The sequence below is a fragment of the Rhodococcus xishaensis genome (assembly GCF_004011825.1).
GTDB lineage: Bacteria > Actinomycetota > Actinomycetes > Mycobacteriales > Mycobacteriaceae > Prescottella > Prescottella xishaensis.
Genome location: NZ_RKLO01000001.1, coordinates 209,575 through 231,193, shown reverse-complemented (window position 1 = coordinate 231,193; position 21,619 = coordinate 209,575). Strand labels below are relative to the sequence as shown.

Here is a 21,619-nt window from a genome sequence, read left to right as displayed (position 1 = left end):
TCGGTGCCGTGCCCACAGCGGACGAAATGTTGCATGCAGCGACCGTCGAGGCACTGGCCGAATGCCTCGCGCGAGCGCACGCGGGTCGGCTTCGGCGACTGCGCGGGTGCGGCGCCGAACTGTCCGGTCGGCGACACTCGGAACGCGTCACGGCGATCCGCGACGCACTCCTCGACGACCTACCTGCAGCCTTCGACGCCTTCGACACCATCCTGCGTGCCGCACTCGACGACGAGGAATTCACGGGGTGGATGATCCTCCCGGTGACCGAGGCGGTCGCCGTCCGAGGCATAGAGGTCGTCGAACCCGCACTCGAACTCCTGGCCGACCTCACTCCTCGACTGACCGCCGAGACCGCTGTTCGTCCGTTCCTGCGAACCGCCCAGAGGCGCACCCTCGCTGTGATCGAGTCCTGGACACACCATCCCGACGCCCACGTTCGACGTCTCGCGAGCGAGTCCACCCGGCCTCGGCTGCCATGGGCCACCCGGGTTCCGTGCCTGACCGCGGATCCCACGCCGGCCGTCCCGATCCTCGACGCCCTTTATCGCGACAACTCCGACTACGTGCGGCGCTCGGTGGGCAACCACCTCAACGACATCAGCCATGACCATCCGGACCTGGCTGTTGCCGTCGCTGCTCGATGGGCACTCGCGCCCGACCCCACCACCGGCGCGGTCCTCCGCCGCGGACTGCGAACACTGGTCAAGAAAGGCCATTCCGGAGCGCTGGAACTGCTGGGGTACGCGCCCGATACGCCGGTACATGTCATGGGACCCGTGGTGCGGACAAGCGCTGTCGCCATAGGCGAGCATCTCGAATTCGAGTGCACCATCACGAATCCGGGACCCGGGCAGGCCACATACCTCGTGGACTACTGCGTGCTATTTCTGCGGGCTGACGGTTCCCACGGGACGAAGGTGTTCAAACTGTCGTCGCGCACGCTCGAGGCGGGAGCCGAGTGGACGATCGTCCGGCGCCACAGCTTCGTGCCGATCTCGACGAGGCGCTACTATCCCGGAACTCATCACGTGCAGATACAGGTCAACGGCGTTCCACACCCCACGGCCCAGTTCGAGCTCACAGCCCAGACGCGGCGCGCACCCGGCCGGTAATCCGACCGGGTGCCCTCGCGGCACGCGAGCCGCGCGCAGTCCGTAGAGGGGACGCTAACGCGACAGCAACGCCCGCACGCCGCGGCGCTTCTTCGACCTCCTGATAGCCGACAGCAAGCCGTGACGTCGGCCTGTCACCGGGTCGACCGTCGCAGTCGTGTTGCCGTCGAACTTGCGCTCGGACGCCGTCTCGGGGGCGTCGTCCGTGGTGTCCTTGAGGTACTTGTTCGGCAACGACAGCTTCGCGATGGTGCGCCATGCCTTGAGGTACTGCAGGAAAAGCGGGCCGGTCGTGTACGGCAGGTCGTACTTCTCACACAGTGCCCGCACCTTGACCGCGATCTCGGCGTACCGATTCGAGGGTAGATCCGGGTAGATGTGGTGCTCGATCTGATGGCTCAGGTTGCCCGTCATGAAGTGCGTGAGCGGGCCGCCGCTGATGTTGGCACTGCCGAGCATCTGGCGCAGGTACCACTCCGCATGCGTCTCCGTGTCGACATCCGCCTTCGTGAACTTCTCGGCACCGTCCGGGAAGTGGCCACAGAAGATGACCGCGTTGGTCCACAGGTTGCGGATGACGTTGGCGGTCAGGTTCGCGGTGAACGTGGACTTCCACGCTTTGCCGGTCAGCGCCGGGTACACGACGTAGTCCTTGGCGATCTGCTTGCCGATCTTCTGCCCGACCTGACGCAACTTGATCTTGGTCTCGGCGCGATTGTCCCGACCCACGACGACCTTGCCCAGCTCGAGGTGCTGGATGGCGACGCCGTACTGGAACATCGTCGCCAGCAGTGCGTTGTAGACGAGGTTGCCGTAGTTGAACGGCCTCCACTTCTGGTCACGGGTGACCCTGATCAGGCCGTATCCCACATCGTCGTCCATGCCCACGATGTTCGTGTACTTGTGGTGCAGGTAGTTGTGCGTCTGCTTCCAGTGCTCGGAGGGATCCGCGTTGTCCCACTCCCAATGAGACGAGTGGATCTCGGGATCGTTCATCCAGTCCCACTGCCCGTGCATCACGTTGTGCCCGAGTTCCATGTTCTCGATGATCTTCGCAACGCCGAGCATGCCGGCACCGAGAATCCACAGCGGGCGCTTGCGGCTACCGAACAGGACGGCCCGCCCACCGATCTCGAGGCTGCGCTGCAGCCGGATCGTGTTGCGGATATAGCGCGCGTCGCGCTCGCCGCGCGAATCCTCAACCTCCCGACGAATGGCGTCGAGTTCGCGTCCGAGCGCCTCGACGTCGGCATCCGTCAGATGCGCATACTCCTTGATGTCCGTAATCGCCACGCGCCTTAACTTACCGTAAGTTACGTCACCGTAGGTTTAGCGTGGGCAACTGTGAGACAGGTCACTGGAGCTGCCGTCGGCGTTTCGAGCGGCGCCTGGCCACCTGAGCCTCGGCGTGGTCACGCAATGCCGAAAGTAGCCCCCGGCGGCGCCCGGTCTCGGCGTCGATCCGAAACGCCTCCGTGATCCGAGATCCCGTCGAGCGGAACTTGTGCTCAGACGACGTCTCGGGAGCATCGTCCGATGTCCGCTTCAGGAAGCGGTCGGGCAGGGCCAGTTTGTGAATCGTGCGTAGCGCGAGCAGATATTGGCGGCTCAGCGGACCGGTCGTGTAGGGCAAGTCGTACTTCTCGCACAGTGCCCGCACCTTGACCGCGATCTCGGCGTACCGATTCGACGGCAGGTCCGGAAACAGGTGGTGCTCGATCTGGTAGCTGAGATTGCCGGTCATGAACGCCATCACCGGGCCCGCATCTATGTTGGCGCTGCCCAGCATCTGACGCAGATACCACTGGGCGCGGGTCTCGGTCGCGAACTGCTCGATCGTGAACTTCTCCGCGCCATCCGGGAAGTGGCCGCAGAAGATCACCGCGTACGTCCACAGGTTGCGCACGAGGTTTGCCGTCGCGTTTGCGGTGAGCGTGTTCTTCCACGCCCGCCCCGTCATTGCCGGGAACAGGACGAAGTCCTTGCCGAGCTGTCGCGCGATCTTGATTGCGAACTGCCGGTTCGGCGCGGTGTTCAGCTGGTATCGGTTGACGCCCTCGAGGAGCTTTTGTGCCTTCAGGTCGTGCAGGGCGATGCCCCACTCGAAGCCGGCGGCGAGCACGACGTTCGCGATCGGTTGCAGCAGGTTGACCGGACGCCACTTCTCGTCGCGCGTCATCCGCAGGATTCCGAAACCCACGTCGTCGTCCATTCCGACGATGTTGGTGTAGGTGTGGTGCGAGTAGTTGTGAGCGCGCTTCCAGTGCTCGGACACTCCGGTCATGTCCCACTCCCACGTGGTGGAGTGGATCTCCGGATCGTTCATCCAGTCCCATTGGCCGTGGCTGACGTTGTGCCCGAGTTCCATGTTCTCGATGATCTTCGCGACGCTGAGCATGCCGGCGCCAAGGATCCACAGCGGGCGCTTGCGGCTGCCGAACAGGACGGCCCGGGCGCCCAGTTCGAGCGAGCGCTGTAGCCGGATGACACGGCGGATGTAGCGCGCGTCGCACACGCCGCGGGACTCCTCGACTTCGCGTCGGATGGTGTCCAGCTCGTGTCCGAGGGCCTCGATGTCGAAGTCGGTAAGGTGGGCGAACTCTTTGATGTCGGTGATGGCCACCGAGGGTCCTCCGTTGGGGTAGATCAGCTCACCGGCGTCGGTCAGCGACGCGAGGCAGTGCGCGCAACGATACGGCAACATGAGCACCCTGCAATGGGCCAGATACCGAGATCACACCCGGCAATGCGCCGGATACCGCGATCACACGGAGGTCACACCTCGAGGGTGCAGTCGCCCGCCGCAGCAGAGATACAGGTCTGGATGCGTTCGCCCTCGCTGTGTTCTTTGCCGTTTCGCAGGTCGACCGCATGACCGGAGGCGAGCGGCACCACACAGGTCTGACAGATGCCCATACGGCAGCCGAACGGCATCTGGACGCCGACCTTCTCCCCCACCTCGAGTAGCGTCGTCGCACCGTCGGCATCCGCTTGCTTGCCGGACTTCGCGAACGTCACCGTGCCACCCTCCCCGGACAGATCGGCCCGTGAGACGGCAAAGCGTTCGAGGTGCAGCCGTGACGCGATGCCTTCGCGGTCCCACGTCTTCTCGATCTCGTCGAGCATCGCCAGCGGACCGCACGCCCACGTCTGCCGCTCGCGCCAGTCCGGACAGACCTCGTCGAGCGAAGACAGTGCGAACTTGCCCTGTGAGCGAGTGTGCTGGACATGACGCTGGAACGACCCATGCGTCTCGCTCAGAGCAGCGAGTTCCTCCGCGAACATCACCGCGTCCTCAGTCGGCGCCGAATGGACGTGAACGACGTCGGGCAGATCGCCGCGGCGGTTCATCGTCCGCAGCATCGACATGACCGGGGTGATGCCGCTTCCGGCGGTGAGGAAGAGGATCTTCTCCGGCGGCGGCTCGGGGAGCGCAAAGTTGCCGGTCGGAGCCGCCAGCCGGACGATCGTGCCCGACGGCACGCCCGTCACCAGGTGGCTCGACAGGAAGCCCTCGGGCATCGCCTTGACTGTGACCGAGATCAGCTTGTGGTCGACGTTGGGAGCCGACGTGAGCGAGTACGAGCGCCAGTGCCACCGTCCGTCGACGTGGATGCCGATGCCGACGTACTGACCCGGTTGGTAGTCGAAGTCGAACCCCCACCCCGGCTTGATAACCAAGGTCGCCGAGTCGGCCGTCTCGGTGCGGACCTCCACGATTCGTCCACGCAACTCGCGAGCGGACCAGAGCGGATTGACCAGCTGTAGGTAGTCGTCGGGGAGCAACGGCGTCGTCAACCGGGTGACAGCGCCACGCACCAGGTTTGCCATCGTGGACCGGTTCGAGCCCGCGGCCTTCACCGCCGGCGTCTCGATCCAGCTCTTGAGTCCCATCCGACCTCCATCTCCCTTCGAGCTATGGCCAGCGTAGGGCATATAGCTACGGTTGCGTAAGTTACGTTCAGGTAGTGAGCCAGAGCGAGGATTCGCCGAGGCCGAACTCGGTGAGGATTCGCCGAGGCCGAATCAGAGCAAGTCGAGCAGGAACGGCAGCTCCTGAGTGGCGTACCAGGCGAGCTCGTGGTCCTCCGCGTCACCGAGGACGAACTCGGCGTCCTCGTCGCCCAGATCGGCGGCGTCGACCACCCCGGCGGCATTCTCGACGTCGGCCTCTGCCTCGGCCAGATCGACGTGCACCGACGCGACCTGGGAGAGCGTGACTACGTCACCGAGCCGGACCACCGCGTCGTCGAGGTCCGGACGAAATACCGCGCTGTCGACGTCCGCGGCGACCACCGCACGTCGATACATCGGCTTCGCGCCGTCACCCTCGTCCCCAAGAGCGCCTGCCCCGATCAGCCGCAGCGATGCACGCGCAGCCTCGGCCATCGCGACCTCGGAGAGTTCGTCGTCGTCTCCTGAGGTGTACGCCTCCCGCAGCGCCGGGGTCACCGCGAATGCGGTCCGACTCACCGGGGACAACTCCCGATCGGCCACCAGTTGCCGCAGCATCGCGATGGTCGCGGGAATGTAGACCCTCACGCCCGACCTCCGGTTCGCGCGGTCCGGCACGGGGTCGACCACCGCTCAGCCACTGACATCCACCAACTCCTCGAGAGACTCCTGCAACGACGCGGCGACCACGTCGACATCGGGCATGGCGTCGCGATCGGCATTCAAACCGTAGTGGACGTACCCGTCGTAGGACGTCAGGCCGATGCTAAGCGTCTGGTTCTTCAGCAACGGGGACAGCGGGTACATCTCGACCATCCGCATCCCTGCCAGATACAGCGGGATCTGCGGGCCGGGCGCATTCGCAACCATCAAGTTGAACATGCGCTGCGACAGGCTGCTCGCAGCCCGGGCGCCCCGCGCGTGCAACGACGCCGGCGCGAACCCCGACAACCGGATCATGGTCTGTGCCGTCACTTGCTGACTCTGCCGCGCAAACGCTTCCGTCGCATGGGCCACATGCGACAGTCGCACCACCGGATTCGGTTCGCCCACAGGAAGGTCTACCAGGAACGACGATGTCCGGCCGTGCGGTTGCCCGGCCTCGTCGGCCCCGCAGACGTCGACCACGCTCCTGCCCTTCGTGCCGGGACGGGCCTCAGAGATCGACATGGGCACCAATGCCCGCAGCGCCGTCGCTTCCGATACCGGTTCACCGCGTGAGAGGAGCCAGGTTCGCAGTGCACCTGTCACCACGGTGAGGACAGCGTCGTTGATCGAACACCCATAGCGGGCCCGGATCTTGCGGTAGCGCTCGAGTTCCGTGCGAGCCACAGCGAACCGCCGGCTACGCGAAATGGGCGTGTTCAGGGGGCTCGACGGCGCCGACTGTGTGGCAGTGCGCATCATTGCGACCAACTTGCCGAGCGCCTCTGTCGTCCCGTCGACCAGTGATGTCATGTCGCGCAACGTCATTCGTAGCGTCTCGACGCCCTCCCGGGGCTGGGAAACGACTTGGGCGAGCGCCGCCGCGACGAGGGCCGGCTCCCCCGGTGCCGGTTCGGGTATCCACAGATCGTCGGCCATGGGCGGCGGAACTTCGTCCTCGTCGAGGATCACCTGGCTGATCTCGAGCGCCTGTTCTCCGTCCACCAGCGCCGAGTGCGACTTGGTGTACAGCGCGCACCGGTTCCCGGCCAGTCCCTCGACGACGTACATCTCCCACAACGGCCGACTGGTGTCCAACGGCCGGGAAGTCAACCGCGCCACCAGATCATGCAACTGGTCGTCGCTACCCGGCGATGGCAACGCCGACCGTCGCACGTGGTACGTGATGTCGAAGTCAGGGTCGTCCACCCAAACCGGCCGGGCGAGGCCGTGCGCGACCTCACGAACCTTTTGTCGGTAGCGCGGAACCAGATGCAACCGGCTTTCGATGAGGCGCAGCACGGCGTCGAAGTCGAGTCCAGACTTGGGCAACTGCAGGATCGCGAGCGAACCCAGGTGCATCGGGGTGTTGCTCTCGTCGAGAAAGTAGAACGACGCGTCCTGCGTCGTCAGCCTCGTCGCCCTCGCCATTACCGCCCCCTGCCCTTCGCGTCGCCATCCGAATCGGAACCAATGTCCGAATCAAGAAGAATCGTAATCTCTTCCACGGCAATCGACGGATCGACGTGGTGTACACCCACCATGCCTGCTGCTGCCGCCGCGCGCACGTTGACCACGAGATCATCCACGAACACACAATCGCCCGGATCGAGTCGGAGCCGGGCGGCTACCAGTGCGTAAATCCGTAGGTCCGGCTTCGCCATCCCGACATCGCCGGACAACACGACGTCGTCGACGAATGGGCCCGCGAGGTCTCGCAGCAGCTGAGCGCCCGGTCCACCGGGATCGTTGCTCAGGATCGCTGTCCTTATGCCGCGCCGGCGTGCATCGGCAACGATCCCTGCCATGAGCCCGGTGTCCGCACCCGGTCCGTCGAGGACCCCACCGAAGTCCAGCACCAATCCGCGCACGTCCTCACCCTAGGACTCACCGACGCCAATGACGAGGCTTGTCCACACGGACCGTGTTCGCACTCTCGCTTTCGGCGAACGAACGTGTCATGCTGAGCGCCAGATTCCGTCCTCTCCGCGGACTCGACCCGCAAGTACTGTCGGGCACCGGCGGTACATGTCCACGATGCGTGCCGCCCGCCGTCCTACCGGTGACCGCGGCGCCGGAGAGGCACAGAATGAGCACAGGGCACCGCTTCCTTTCCCCAGCACCACAATTCGAGCCCCCCGCGAACGACACCCATACATCTGTACGGCGGCGCACACCGTCGCCCGCACTCTCCTCGACGTCACAGCTATCCCCACACAGCGGCCGGTCGCCACGTCGATCCACACTGCACGACCACCCTGCACTGCACACCGAAGAAGTCACACCCGAGGCGCGACGCTTCGCCGAGCTGGCGCTGCGTCTGACACTCGAGGTGATGGACCGGCGTCGGGTACCGGCCCAACTACGCGCCGTCGCCGTGCCGGCCGTGGTCGACGTCATCCACTCGATCGTTCGGTCCACCGGGCACGCTGGGCGTCGGCTGGGGACAGCGACGCTCGAGCGCGTCCGAGTGCGGTCGGTCCGGTCCGATGCGGCGGAGGTATTCGGAACCTACACGCGCGGAGATCGGGTGTTCGCCATTGCCGCGCGCATCGAAAGCGGCAATGGCGCACGCTCGCCCGGATGGGCGATCACGTCGCTGCGGATCGCCTGACGTGACATCCCCGCGTCACGCTCGGGCCCGGGTCGGGCCCGGCCTCAGCGCTTGCGCTTGGACTTGGGCGCCTTCTTGGACTTGGCTTCTGCCCGGGCTGCCTCGCGGCGCTCGCGGCGCGTGCCCGCCGGGCCATCTGCGTCACGGGCACCTCGGTCACCGGCAACTCGGCTGACCTGAGCGCTACCGTCCTCCGCCGGACCCGACAACGTCAACCCGCGCGGCCTCTCCTCGTCGAGACCCTTGGCCCGGAGTGCGACCGGAGCCCGCTGTGGCTGCGGCTGTGGCTGCGGCTGCGGCGCGGGCTGGGCCTCTGAGCGGGTGGGTTCAACCGGACGCTGACCGCCGAGCGCCGGCCCGCCGGCCGCCGTGGCTGCAGCGGACGCCGCGGTCACGCTCACCGGAGCGCCGCCGGCCTGTGGGGCGCCGGCCTGTGGGGCGCCGGCCTCGACCTGCAGGTTGAACAGGAAGCCGACCGATTCCTCCTTGAGGCCGTCGAGCATCCCGGTGAACATGTCGTAGCCCTCGCGCTGGTACTCGACCAGCGGATCACGTTGCGCCATCGCTCGCAGGCCGATGCCCTCCTTGAGGTAGTCCATCTCGTAGAGGTGCTCTCGCCACTTGCGGTCCAGTACCGACAGCAGCACGCGACGTTCGAGTTCACGCATGGCACCCTCGCCGGCGACCTCGTTGATCTGCTGCTCCCGTCTGGCGTACGCGTCGCGCGCATCCTTCAGCAGTGCCTCGAGAAGTCCGTCGCGGTCGAGGTCGGACTCACTGGCCTCTGCGGAACCGACGAGTTCCTTGTGGTCGATGCCGACCGGGTACAGCGTCTGGAGCGCGGTCCACAGCTGTTCGAGGTCCCAGTCCTCGACGTAGCCCTCGGTGGTCGCGCCGTCGACGTAGGCGGTCACGACGTCGGTGATCATCGACTCCACCTGGCCCTCGAGGTCCTCGCCCTCGAGGATGCGGTGGCGCTCTTCGTAGATGACCGTGCGCTGCTGATTCATCACCTCGTCGTACTTGAGGACGTTCTTGCGGATCTCGAAGTTCTGCTGCTCGACCTGTGTCTGCGCGCTCTTGATCGCCTTCGAGACCATCTTGGCCTCGATCGGGACGTCGTCGGGCAGGTTCAGGCGCGTCATGATCGACTCGAGTGCGGCACCGTTGAAGCGCCGCATCAACTCGTCACCGAGCGACAGGTAGAACCGGGACTCGCCCGGATCACCCTGACGGCCGGAACGACCACGCAGCTGGTTGTCGATGCGGCGGGACTCGTGCCGCTCCGTACCGAGCACGTACAGACCGCCGGCATCACGGACCTTGTCGGCATCCTCCTGGGCTTCCAAGTTGACCTTCTCGAGGGCGCCCTCCCAGGCCGCCTCGTACTCCTCCGGGTTGTGCACCGGATCGAGGCCCTGCTTGCGCAGCACGATGTCCGCGATGATGTCCGGGTTGCCCCCGAGCACGATGTCGGTACCACGACCAGCCATGTTGGTCGCAACGGTGACGGCACCCGAACGGCCGGCCTCGGCGATGATGGTCGCCTCCTGCTCGTGGAACTTCGCGTTGAGCACGTTGTGCGCGACGCCGCGCTTGGTGAACTGCTTCGACAGGTACTCGGAGCGTTCCACGCTCGTGGTGCCGATCAAAACGGGCTGACCCTTCTGGTGCCGTTCGACGACGTCGTCGACGACCGCGTTGAACTTTGCCTCTTCGGTCTTGTAGATCAAGTCGCCGTTGTCGGCACGGATCAGTGGACGGTTCGTCGGGATCGGGATGACGCCCAATCCGTACGTCTGGTGCAGCTCGGCGGCCTCGGTCTCGGCCGTACCGGTCATGCCCGACAGCTTGTCGTACAGCCGGAAGTAGTTCTGCAGCGTGATCGTCGCCAGGGTCTGGTTCTCGGCCTTGATCTCGACCTTTTCCTTGGCCTCGATCGCCTGGTGCATGCCCTCGTTGTAGCGGCGGCCGGCAAGGATTCGCCCGGTGAACTCGTCGACGATGATGACGTCACCGTCGCGGACGATGTAGTCCTTGTCGCGCTGGTAGAGCTCCTTCGCCTTGATGGCGTTGTTCAGGTAGCTCACGAGCGGCGAGTTCGCAGCCTCGTACAGATTGTCGATGCCGAGCTGGTCCTCGACCAACTCGACACCGGCCTCGTGCACGCCGATCGTGCGCTTCTTGATGTCGACCTCGTAGTGGACGTCCCGCTTGAGCAGCGGCGCGATGCGCGCGAACTCGCCGTACCACTTGCTGGACGCGTCGGCCGGACCCGAGATGATCAACGGGGTGCGGGCCTCGTCGATGAGGATCGAGTCGACCTCGTCGACGATGGCGAAGTTGTGGCCACGCTGGACCACATCGTCGAGGGTGTGCGTCATGTTGTCGCGTAGATAGTCGAAGCCGAACTCGTTGTTCGTGCCGTACGTGATGTCAGCCGCGTACGCCTTGGCCCGCTCCGCCGGCGTCATACCGGACAGGATCACGTCGACCTCGAGCCCGAGGAAGCGGTGGACACGACCCATCCACTCCGCGTCACGCCGGGCGAGGTAGTCGTTGACGGTGACCACGTGCACACCGGCACCGGAGATCGCGTTGAGATACGCCGGAAGGACGCAGGTCAGCGTCTTGCCCTCACCGGTCTTCATCTCGGCGACGTTGCCGAAGTGCAGCGCCGCGCCACCCATCACCTGGACGTCGAAGTGGCGCTGGGTCAGGACGCGACTGGATGCTTCACGGGCCACCGCGAATGCCTCGGGCAGCATCTCGTCCAGCGACTCGCCGTCCGCGAAGCGCTTCTTGAACTCGTCGGTCTTTGCCCGCAGCTGCTCGTCGGACAGCTTCTCGACCTCGGGAGAGAGGGAGGACACATGGTCGGCGATGTTCTTCAGCCGCTTCACCATGCGGCCTTCACCTACACGGAGCAGCTTCGATAGCGACAGTGACGGCACAGTCTTCTTTGTCCTCAATCCGATGTCAGGATCCCACGTCAGGTACTTGACAGCAGAATCCGGCCGAGGTCGGGTGACCCCTGCCGGATCCCATGGTATGCGCAATCACGGTCAAGCGAGTAGACCGACAGTCCGCGATGTCACGCCAGGCGAATCAACCCGTAGTCGAACGCATGGCGGCGGTACACGACCGAAGGCCGGTCGGTCTCCTTGTCGTGGAAGAGATAGAAGTCGTGTCCAACCAGTTCCATCTCGTAGAGCGCGTCGTCGACGGTCATCGGCTCGGACGGGTGAACCTTCGTCCGGACGATCTGCCCCGGACCGAGCGGAGCCTCGCCGTCCAGAGAGTGTTCGCGATCGATCGCCAACGAATCGTCTTGTGCGAGAGTGGCTGTCGCCTGCGCCACGGAGACGGGAGTCTTCTCGCCGTAGTGGACGCGGCGCCGATCCTTCGTGCGACGCAATCGGCTTTCCAGCTTGGCAGTCACGGATTCGAACGCCGCATAGAAACTGTCCGCACTCGCTTCGGCTCGGACGACAGGCCCCTTGCCGCGGGCCGTGATCTCGACTCGCTGACAGCTCTTGGCCTGTCGGCGATTGCGTTCGTGCTGGAGCTCGACGTCGAAATGGAAGATGGTGGGATCGAAACGCTCGAGTCGTGCGAGCTTCTCTGAAACGTAGACCCGGAAATGGTCCGGAACTTCCACGTTCCGTCCTTTGACGACGATTTCGGCGTTACTGACGCCCGACGGAACTGAAGCCTCTGTAGTGTCCTCATCCACGAAGACCGAGGCCTTTGCAGGGGTCGTCACTCGTACCTCCCGATTAACGGCCGGCTCAGTTCGTGAGACCGGCGAGTTCGATCTCGAACCGGGCGGGGAACCACCCGGAATCAGAATGTGGAATATCACCTCCCACCTGTGACTTCGGGTGTGACCGACGCTAGTACGTAACCGCTTCGTTTGCCACCGTTCAGCCCCACTTCACCAATGTGTCCTGCGAGACATTTGTCGGACTCGTCCTAATCCGCTGGGCAGGAGGGGTCTACCGGACAGTGCTGCGAATGTCCAATCATGCTGCCGCCACGACGAGCACGCCCGCGACGCACAGTCCCGTGGTGGCGAGGGCACGAACGGATTCCGCCGCGGTTGCTCCGGTCGTGACGACATCGTCGACCAGGACCACCTCGAGACCCGACACATCGCCGGTCCGGGGCTGCGCCACCCCTGAGACTGTGATCCGGCCGGCCAGATTTTCTTGCCGCTGCGTCACGGACAGTCCGACGGAGTCCCGTACACCCCGACGCATCGACAAGATCGGCGCAACGCGGGTGCCGTCACGGAGAACCCCTGCCGCGACACGGGCCGACCGCAGAACCGGGTCGCCCCCGCGCCTGCGCGCGGCGCGGGGACGCGTCGGCGCCGGCACGAGGCACAGCGGTCCGCGCCGGGGCGGAGCGAGCTCGCTCCACCGGCGCAGGGTCTCGACCGCGTGAGCGAGAGCGAGGCCCAACGGGTCGGCGAGATCACGCCGACCCCGTTCCTTCGCCGCGATCACCGCACTGCGCCGCGGTCCCGAGTACGGCCCGAGCGCCCACACGGGGACACCGGGGTCCACGCGAGGACACACCGCGACGGGCACATCGGCCAGAGCACACCTGCACCTGTCGCACCAACCATTACCGGGTCTACCGCAGCCCCCGCATTCGGCGGGCAGGACGAGGTCGAGGAGCGCGCGCACGCGATCAGTGTGCCCGCCGCCCACGACAACCATCGCCCCCCGGCAACGGCCCCCGACGACTACGGCAACCGGATCAACCTGGCAGCACTGGAATCGCGCGGGAACCGGCCAGTCCGGGCACCTCACGCCAGTACTGGTCACCGGCCTGGCCATTCTTCTTGAGCTCGAAGACCGCACGCGAATCGGCGACGTACTCGGTGGTTGACGTGGCGTCGACCGCGACAACCGGTGACGTGAGATTCCGACTCGGCAGCCTATCCATCCGAGACCCGTCGACGGCCACCTGCACGACCGGATCATCCGAACCGGCACGGACCACGACCACCGTGTCCGCTGTGCTCCAATCGAGCGACACCGCGGGACTGCCCAGGCCGTGTGCGATGGCCCGGGGCTCGGTCAGCGAGTACCCGCCGTCCGACGGGCGTGTCACCGTTGCGACGTACACCTCACCGTCCACGATCAGTGCGGCCCGGACGCCATCCCGGGACAACCGTAGCTCCGTGATCGGCCCGCCCAACTCGGAGATGGCGCCACTCTCGACGTCGATCGTCGTGAGCTTGCCGGTGCCGGTCTCGCGGACAACCCGCACGACGGTCGAGTTGTTCACCACGGCCCACACGGTGGAGCCGTCGAGCGCCCACGTGGGCCGAGTGATCGTCTGCGCCTCGAGTGCTGTCGCGACGTTGCCGTCATACGTCCCCACGACGAAGGCCGTCTGTGGCTCCGGTGCAGGGAGCCGCGTCTCCGCGACCGCAGCCGTCAGGGTCCCGTCCGGTGAGATCGTGGCCGAACGAAGGTTGTCGGACGCCCCGAAGTATCCGGGCACCGGCGCGACGCCGCCGTCGCCGACGCGGAGGAGTCCGCCCCCGTTCAGCGCGTGCAGCCCGACAGGTGCACTCGCCGTCGCCAGCGGATTGAGCGAGGCGACGTCCGCCGTGGTCCATCCACTCGCGTACCGCTCGTCAAGTGGTTGACTGTCCGCAAGCAGCACGTAAGGCCCCGAGATGTCCGCGTTCGCCAGGGTCCAGATCACCTGCGCGGCAAGAAGTTCCCGGGACTCCACGCTCATCTGACCCAGCCCCTGGAAGTCCACGCGTATTCCACCCAGCCCGACACCGACCCGGGACTGCTGGCCGTCGGCCTTGGTGATGGGGCCGAACACCGACACGCCGGAACCGAGTTCGTTGCGCACCGCCCCCGACAGAAACGACTTGGGCCCGTCGATGAGCAGACCGATCAATTGGGTCGCGCGCTGGTCCTGACTCGAGGCAACCCAGCGTGGGTCCGGGACGACGGTCTGCGAAGTCGGCTCGAGGAAGTACAGCGAATTGCGCTGGTAGGAACTGAGGAAATCGGGCCGGTCCATGATCACGCCGTCAGGCAGATCATCTATACGCCACTCACCGTCGACCTTGACCCAACTGAACTTGGCCTCGTACTGTCCCTGCACCGCGCGGTAGACGCCGCCCGGCTCGAGTCGGCCAACCCGGTTGGCCCGGACCGTGTAGACCGCATGGTCGGCCGATCGCGAGTCAGTGATCAGGTCGATCTTGTCGACGATCGTCGCGCTCGCGGCATCGTCCCATCGGGCCGACATTTCCTTGGTGAGGTACTGGCGGGCCGCGAGATGGCGGTTTGCCGGGTCCGCGGAGGCCTCGATGAAATCCCGCAACAACAGTTCCGGCTCTCGCCCGGGAGCCGGGGCGGGGACGCTCGTGTTGTGCGGCGCCGGCTGGATCGTGCCGATCGCCTGGGGCGCCGACGAGTCAGGAAGATTCGCACAGCCAGAGGCAAGGATGGCGAGCGTGAGCGCCGCACCCGCGACGCGCAGGTACGCCCAGCGTGAACGACGCCCCCTCACGACTTCCGCTCCCGCACCCTCGGGATCGTCGGGGACTCGTCCGGATCCGGGTCCGGTTGCATGGCCACTGTGGACACCTCAGGCAGTTCTGCCTGCACACCCGCGGCAGGAGACTCTTCGCCGGCAGACGTGGAAGCGCCGCCGAGGGCTGCCTGCTCGAGACGCACCTCCTCGGGCAACGCCTCCGCGCCCCCGTTCGCCGCTACCGCTCGCGTTCCAGGCAACTGTAGGCCCTGCGGAAGTTTCGCGGTGCCCGGCTTGAGCGGCAACGGACTACGAGTGACCTTGCGCCCGCGCACCCGCGGCAACGTGAGCCGGAAACACGCGCCGCGACCGGGCTCGCCCCATGCCTCGAGGGTGCCGTTGTGCAGGTTCGCGTCCTCGACGCTGATCGCCAGTCCCAGGCCGGTGCCGCCCGAACGACGCACCCGGGAAGGATCCGACCGCCAGAAGCGGTTGAAGACCAACTTCTCCTCCCCTGGCCGCAAACCGATGCCCTGGTCACGCACGGTGAAGGCGACAGCATCATCGTCGGCCCGCAGCCTCAGCAAGACAGGCTTACCCTCGCCGTGGTCGATCGCGTTCGCCAGCAGGTTGCGCAGGATGCGTTCCACGCGGCGTGGATCGACCTCCGCGATCACCGGATCGTCAGGGAAGTCCACGATGAGTTCGGTCGCCGTCTCCCTGGCCAGATGCCGAACCGTCGAGATCGACGCCTCTGCACACATCCGCACGTCCAACTGCTCGGCCGCGAGTTCCGCGACTCCGGCATCGTGCCGCGAGATCTCGAGCAGGTCTCCCAACAGGCTCTCGAACCGGTCCAACTCCGTGACCAGCAACTCGGACGACCGCTTGAGGAGCGGGTCGAGGTCGTCGCTGCTGTCGTGGATGAGGTCCGCGGCCATGCGAACGGTCGTCAATGGTGTCCTCAGCTCGTGACTCACATCCGAAGTGAATCTCTTCTGCAGATTGCCGAACTCCTCCAGCTGCATGATCTGCTTCGACAGGCTCTCGGCCATCTCGTTGAACGACATCGCCAGTCGCGCCATGTCGTCCTCGCCCCGAACCGGCATGCGTTCCTTGAGCCGGCCGTCCGCGAATCGCACTGCGATGCGCGACGCCGACCGGATCGGGAGCACCACTTGCCGCGCCACGAGCATCGAGATCGCGGCCAGCAGAACAGCGAGGACCGCGCCACCGATCAGCATCGTTCCACGTACGAGCGAGAGGCTGCGGTCCTCGCTGGCCAGCGGGAATACCAGGTACAGCTCGAGCGTGGAGATGTCCGACGACGTAGGGCTGCCGATGACCAACGCGGGACCCGAATAGCCGTCCGGGTCGGACACCGTCGCGAACTGATAGCTGATCTGGTTCGCTTGGACGAAGTCACGCAGGCTCGTCGGGACCTCATCCAATGGCCCGCTGTAGGTGGGTTCACGGGGTCCGTCGCCCGGCACGATGAGCACCGGGTCGAAGGTACCTGCGGAGCCTGAGGTCTGACCACCCTCGGGCTCTCGGTTAGTCAGTGCAAGTCGAGCCGCATCGAGTCGCAACTGCAGCGATCCGCTGTCGTCAGCGCCCGAGAGCTGCGCCTCGATGGTGCTGCGAGCCCGATCCATCTCCTCCGTCGCGGCTGTGACCTTCGCCTCGAGCAGCCGATCGGTGATCTGACTCGTGAGCACGACACCCAGGATCGTGATCACGATCAATGACAGTGACAAAGTCGAGACGACGACCCTGAGCTGAAGTGACCGACGCCAGAGGTGAGTAAGCCAGTTTCCCCATGCCCGACACCAGCCGATCAGCGACGCGAATGCCCGGTTGACACGCCGCCGGTTACGACCGGCACCGATCACGGTGGTCCGGCCTTGTAGCCGACCCCCCTGACCGTCAGCACCACTTCGGGATTCTCGGGATCCTTCTCGACCTTCGCGCGCAGTCGCTGCACGTGGACGTTCACCAGTCGGGTGTCGGCAGCATGCCGGTATCCCCAGACCTGTTCGAGGAGAACCTCGCGAGTGAACACCTGTCGCGGCTTGCGTGCGAGCGCGACGAGGAGGTCGAATTCGAGCGGGGTGAGCGAGATGAGCGCGTTGTCGCGCGTCACCTTGTGGGCCGGTACATCGATCATGATGTCGCCGATGCTCAGGACCTCGGCCGGCTCTTCCTCGGTGCGGCGCAGACGCGCGCGCACCCGAGCCACGAGTTCCTTCGGCTTGAACGGCTTCATGATGTAGTCGTCCGCACCGGATTCGAGACCGAGGACCACATCCACGGTGTCCGTCTTCGCGGTGAGCATGACGATCGGGACGCCCGACTCGGCCCGCAGCACACGGCATACGTCGATGCCGTTCATCCCCGGAAGCATGAGATCCAGGAGCACTAGGTCAGGCCGGGTCTCCCGGACAGCCGCCAACGCCTGACTGCCGTCCCCCACCACGTAAGGCTCAAACCCCTCACCGCGGAGCACGATGGTGAGCATCTCGGCGAGCGCTGTGTCATCGTCGACAACCAGAATTCTTGGCTTCATATCCCTATCGTTACATCTTCGAGGCTGCGAAACACGAATAAGGAGCATTCACTCCTGAGGAGTGCCGCCTAAGGTTGCTGCGGCGTGTCGTCCCGTTGCTGTAAGTGTGCCAGTTTAGCCGCCAAAGCGCCCGGATCAGTATCGGGAGCGATCGTCCACCATTGCGAGTTCCAGCTCGCCGCGGCCAACTCACGGTAGACAGCATCCGTGCGAGCCTGTAGTTCGCTGTCCTTCTCGTAGGCGTCGAGCGCGCGCACACTGTCCCCCGCCTCGCGCCGCCGTGCCCGCTCCCCGGCGAGCGCAACCGGCACGTCGAGGTGCATCTGCAGGTCCGGTCGCGGAAGCCCGAGACGTCCGAACTCGAGATCCTCGATCCAGGCCACGAACTCACCGTCGCCGTGCTGGTGCAGCCTGGCGGCGCCGTAGGCCGCGTTCGAGGCGACGTAACGGTCGAGGATCACGAGGTCGTGCGCCGCAAGGAGCTCTTTCAACTGCTCGGCCGCACCGGCGCGATCCAGCGCGAACATCACGGCCATCGCATGGACCGACTCGCTCAGATCACCATGGGCCCCCTTGAGCGCCTCCGAGGCGAGATCGGCATGGATGGAAGCACCGTAACGGGGGAAGTCGAGCGTCGCGACCCGCAGGCCGTGCTGCTCGAGCCGGGCGACGACCTTCGCGACGAGTGTGCGCTTGCCTGCGCCGTCGAGCCCTTCCAGGGCGATCAGAGTTCCCACGAGCGCCGAGCCTATCGGTGCTGACCACGGCCCCGCTACGACCACGGCCGGGGATGGCAGGAAGCCATCCCCGGCCGTTCGCCGCGACGATCGGCGTAAAACCGACCGGTACGAATCAGTACCGGTAGTGGTCGGGCTTGTACGGCCCGTCGACGTCGACGCCGATGTATTCGGCCTGGTCCTTGGTCAGCTTCGTGAGGGAGCCACCGAGGGCCTGAACGTGGATGCGGGCAACCTTCTCGTCGAGGTACTTGGGGAGACGGTAGACCTCGTTGTCGTACTCGTCGCTCTTGGTGAACAGCTCGATCTGCGCGATCGTCTGGTTCGCGAACGAGTTCGACATGACGAACGATGGGTGGCCGGTCGCGTTGCCCAGGTTCAGTAGGCGCCCCTCAGACAGCACGATGATCGAGTGGCCATCGGCGAAGCGGAACTCGTCGACCTGTGGCTTGATGTTGATCCGTGTGACCTCGGGTGAGCGTTCGAGCGTCGCCATTTCGATCTCGTCGTCGAAGTGGCCGATGTTGCCCAGGATCGCCTGATGCTTCATCTGCTTCATGTGCTCGAACGAGATGATGTCCTTGTTACCGGTCGCGGTCACGACGATGTCGGCCTGGCCGATGAACTCCTCGACTGTCTTGACGTCGAAGCCGTCCATCATGGCCTGCAGGGCGTTGATGGGGTCGATCTCGGTGACGGTGACGCGAGCGCCCTGACCGCGCAGCGCCTCGGCACAACCCTTACCGACGTCGCCGTAGCCACACAAGAGCACAGCCTTGCCACCGATCAGCACGTCGGTACCACGGTTGATGCCGTCGACCAGCGAGTGGCGGGTGCCGTACTTGTTGTCGAACTTGCTCTTGGTGACCGAGTCGTTGACATTGATCGCCGGGAATGCGAGCTCACCGGCGGCCGCGAACTGGTAGAGCCGCAGGACGCCGGTCGTGGTCTCCTCGGTGACCCCCTTCACGGACTCGGCGATCGCGGTCCACTTGCCCGCGTCCGCCTCGAGCGACCTGCGGAGCAGAGCGAGGAACACCTTGTACTCGTCAGAGTCGTGCTCGTCGTCGGTGGGCGGGACGACGCCGGACTTCTCGTACTGCGTACCGCGCAGCACCAACATCGTGGCGTCACCACCGTCGTCGAGAATCATGTTGGCGGTCCTGGGTGTTCCATCGGCACCAGCCGGCCACGTGAGCATCTGCTCGGCGGCCCACCAGTACTCCTCGAGAGTCTCTCCCTTCCAAGCGAAGACGGGAACACCCTTCGGCTCCTCCGGCGTGCCGTGGGGGCCGACGACGACGGCCGCGGCCGCGTGGTCCTGCGTCGAGAAGATGTTGCACGAGGCCCAACGGACCTGCGCGCCAAGCGCAACAAGGGTCTCGATCAAGACCGCCGTCTGGACGGTCATGTGGAGAGACCCGGAGATGCGAGCACCCTTGAGCGGCAGAACGTCCGCGTACTCACGACGCAGGTCCATCAGACCGGGCATCTCGTGCTCGGCGAGGCGGATTTCCTTGCGACCGAACTCCGCGAGCGACAAGTCCGCCACCTTGAAGTCGATACCGTTGCGATGCTCTGCCACCGGGCCCGATGGAACTGAGGTCGTCATGCTGCTTCTCCTGATAGCCATATGGAATCAGACCCAGGCTATCGGGTGTCGGTAGAGGCCGGGGACGGGCACTACCTCATGAGCACCCGGCCGCTGAACTCAACCGTCGCCGCGGGCCGCCGCACGCTCGCGCGCACCGAGCAGCGAATGCCGGCGGCTGTACACGAAGTAGATGGCGACGCCGATCGCCATCCACGCCAGGAAGCGGAACCACGTCTCCACAGAGAGATTGATCATCAACCACACGCACGCCAGGACGGAGAGGATCGGCAGCCACGGCACCAAGGGCACCCGGAATCCGCGCGGAAGGTCGGGCCGTGTACGACGCAGCACCACGACGCCGATCGACACCAGCACGAACGCGAACAGAGTGCCGATGTTGACCATCTCTTCGAGTGTTCCGATCGGGAAGACCGCCGCGAGGACAGCGACGACGGAACCGACAAGCACGGTGATCCGCACCGGTGTTCCGTGTTTGCCGGTCGGCGCGAGGCCCCGCGGCATCAACCCGTCGCGCGACATCGCGAACAGCACGCGCGTCTGCCCGAGCAGCATCACCATGATGACGGTGGTAAGACCGGCGAGGGCACCTACCGAGATGAGGTTCTTCGCCCAGTCCATCCCGTTGAGAGCGAACGCCGTCGCGAGGGTCGAATCGTTGCCGGCCAGTTCGGTGTAGTTCACCATTCCGGTCAGCACGAGGGTGACCGCCACATACAGCACGGTCACGATCGCCAGTGAACCGAGAATGCCGCGGGGCAGCGCCCTCTGGGGGTCCTTGGTCTCCTCCGCAGTCGTGGCGACAACATCGAAACCGATGAAGGCGAAGAACACCAGGCTGGCCGCGGCGAGCAGTCCGTACCAGCCGAAGTCACTCCCGCCCGCTCCGGTGAGGTACGAGAACAGCGACTGCGACAAGCCTTCCTCCGTCTTGCCGGACGCCGCCGGGGGAATGTAGGGCGAGTAGTTTTCGGACTTGATGAAGAAGGCGCCGAGCACCACGACGAAAAGGACCACCGCAACCTTGATCGCGGTGATCACCGCCGACACCCGCGACGACAACTTGGTGCCAGTTGCCAGCACAACGGTGATGGCCGAGATGACCAGTACGGCACCCCAGTCCACGTCGATCGGCCCGATGCTGACTATCGGACTCGAACTACCAAGCACCTCACCGAGATACAGTGACCAGCCCTTCGCAACCACCGACGCTGCGAGCGCGAACTCGAGAATCAGATCCCAGCCGATGATCCAGGCGATGAACTCACCGAACGTCGCATAGGAGAACGTGTACGCGCTTCCCGCGACCGGAACAGTGGAGGCGAACTCTGCGTAGCACAGCGCCGCCAGGGCGCAGGCGGCCGCCGCGATCACGAAGGCAAGCGACACCGATGGTCCGGCGACGTTGCCCGCGGTCCGTGCGGTGAGTGTGAAGATCCCCGCTCCGATCACGACCGCCACACCGAAGACCGTGAGGTCCCACGCAGTGAGGTCTTTGCGGAGCTTGGTCTCGGGTTCGTCGGTTTCGACGATCGACTGCTCGACCGACTTGGTTCGGAACAACCCCGAGCGGCTGCTCGCCGGCTTCGGATCGGGTAACACCATCGCAGCCTCCTCGGGGGTCGGATTCGTCAACAGCCTAAGCCCGCAGATGGGACCCGGGACAGTTTCGCGAACGGCCGACCGAAAGGCAATCACATCGGCACGGTCGGCGCTAGCCGATCACATCGGGCACGGTCGGCGCTAGCCGATCACATCGGGCACGGTCGGCGCTAGCCGATCACATCGGGCACGGTCGGCGCTAGCCGATCACATCGGGCACGGTCGGCGCTAGCCGATCACATCGGGCACGGTCGG

Annotated in this window: 17 protein-coding genes; 2 read left to right on the top strand and 15 right to left on the bottom strand. The window is 65.4% G+C overall.

Annotated features, from left to right (window positions below; all coding sequences use genetic code 11):
• Positions 1-8: 8 nt before the first annotated feature.
• On the top strand, positions 9-1,115 hold the full coding sequence (locus EGT50_RS01160; RefSeq protein ID WP_127950782.1) for a DNA alkylation repair protein: 1,107 nt from the start codon (positions 9-11) through the stop codon (positions 1,113-1,115).
• 54 nt (positions 1,116-1,169) lie between these two features.
• On the opposite strand, the gene EGT50_RS01155 is transcribed toward EGT50_RS01160, so the two are convergent.
• The 6 genes from EGT50_RS01155 to EGT50_RS01130 form a co-directional block, all read right to left on the bottom strand.
• Entirely contained in the window at positions 1,170-2,408 is a 1,239-nt protein-coding gene (locus tag EGT50_RS01155; RefSeq protein ID WP_127950781.1) for a fatty acid desaturase family protein, read from the bottom strand.
• A 61-nt stretch (positions 2,409-2,469) separates the two neighbouring features.
• Positions 2,470-3,738 (bottom strand): fatty acid desaturase family protein, encoded by a 1,269-nt coding sequence (locus tag EGT50_RS01150; protein WP_127951332.1) that lies wholly within the window; start codon positions 3,736-3,738, stop codon positions 2,470-2,472.
• 152 nt (positions 3,739-3,890) lie between these two features.
• Entirely contained in the window at positions 3,891-5,009 is a 1,119-nt protein-coding gene (locus EGT50_RS01145) for a ferredoxin reductase (RefSeq protein WP_127950780.1), read from the bottom strand.
• Between the two features lie 132 nt (positions 5,010-5,141).
• The gene (locus tag EGT50_RS01140; RefSeq protein ID WP_127950779.1) at positions 5,142-5,657 is read right to left on the bottom strand and encodes a DUF6912 family protein; all 516 of its coding nucleotides are present in this window, start codon (positions 5,655-5,657) and stop codon (positions 5,142-5,144) included.
• A gap of 45 nt (positions 5,658-5,702) precedes the next feature.
• On the bottom strand, positions 5,703-7,145 hold the full coding sequence (locus EGT50_RS01135; protein ID WP_127950778.1) for a WS/DGAT/MGAT family O-acyltransferase: 1,443 nt from the start codon (positions 7,143-7,145) through the stop codon (positions 5,703-5,705).
• Positions 7,145-7,585 carry an HAD-IA family hydrolase gene (locus EGT50_RS01130; protein ID WP_127950777.1) on the bottom strand — a complete coding sequence of 147 codons (441 nt, stop codon included), beginning with the start codon at positions 7,583-7,585 and terminating at the stop codon, positions 7,145-7,147. Before EGT50_RS01130 ends, EGT50_RS01135 begins: the two co-directional genes overlap by 1 nt.
• A gap of 89 nt (positions 7,586-7,674) precedes the next feature.
• Between EGT50_RS01130 and EGT50_RS01125 the strand changes: the two genes are divergently transcribed.
• Entirely contained in the window at positions 7,675-8,328 is a 654-nt protein-coding gene (locus EGT50_RS01125) for an Rv3235 family protein (protein WP_328590630.1), read from the top strand.
• A 44-nt stretch (positions 8,329-8,372) separates the two neighbouring features.
• Here the strand turns inward: EGT50_RS01125 and secA are convergent, their stop codons facing one another.
• The 9 genes from secA to EGT50_RS01080 form a co-directional block, all read right to left on the bottom strand.
• Positions 8,373-11,234, bottom strand: coding sequence for a preprotein translocase subunit SecA (gene secA / locus EGT50_RS01120; protein ID WP_235870503.1), 2,862 nt, complete (start codon positions 11,232-11,234; stop codon positions 8,373-8,375).
• A 188-nt stretch (positions 11,235-11,422) separates the two neighbouring features.
• Entirely contained in the window at positions 11,423-12,094 is a 672-nt protein-coding gene (hpf, locus tag EGT50_RS01115) for a ribosome hibernation-promoting factor, HPF/YfiA family (RefSeq protein WP_127950774.1), read from the bottom strand.
• Positions 12,095-12,353: 259 nt separating this feature from the next.
• Positions 12,354-13,055 (bottom strand): ComF family protein, encoded by a 702-nt coding sequence (locus EGT50_RS01110; RefSeq protein ID WP_127950773.1) that lies wholly within the window; start codon positions 13,053-13,055, stop codon positions 12,354-12,356.
• Positions 13,056-13,095: 40 nt separating this feature from the next.
• Positions 13,096-14,883, bottom strand: coding sequence for an MtrAB system accessory lipoprotein LpqB (gene lpqB / locus EGT50_RS01105; RefSeq protein WP_408014572.1), 1,788 nt, complete (start codon positions 14,881-14,883; stop codon positions 13,096-13,098).
• A complete protein-coding gene (gene mtrB, locus EGT50_RS01100) occupies positions 14,880-16,739 on the bottom strand; it encodes an MtrAB system histidine kinase MtrB (protein ID WP_127950772.1) in 1,860 nt (619 codons plus the stop codon). Before mtrB ends, lpqB begins: the two co-directional genes overlap by 4 nt.
• Entirely contained in the window at positions 16,736-17,413 is a 678-nt protein-coding gene (gene mtrA, locus EGT50_RS01095; RefSeq protein ID WP_127946284.1) for an MtrAB system response regulator MtrA, read from the bottom strand. The genes mtrB and mtrA overlap by 4 nt, the downstream gene beginning before the upstream one ends.
• A 68-nt stretch (positions 17,414-17,481) precedes the next feature.
• A complete protein-coding gene (locus tag EGT50_RS01090; protein WP_127950771.1) occupies positions 17,482-18,150 on the bottom strand; it encodes a dTMP kinase in 669 nt (222 codons plus the stop codon).
• A gap of 115 nt (positions 18,151-18,265) precedes the next feature.
• The gene (gene ahcY, locus EGT50_RS01085) at positions 18,266-19,762 is read right to left on the bottom strand and encodes an adenosylhomocysteinase (protein WP_127950770.1); all 1,497 of its coding nucleotides are present in this window, start codon (positions 19,760-19,762) and stop codon (positions 18,266-18,268) included.
• Between the two features lie 99 nt (positions 19,763-19,861).
• Positions 19,862-21,367, bottom strand: a complete 1,506-nt coding sequence (locus EGT50_RS01080) for an amino acid permease (RefSeq protein ID WP_127950769.1) — start codon at positions 21,365-21,367, stop codon at positions 19,862-19,864.
• Positions 21,368-21,619 lie beyond the last annotated feature (252 nt).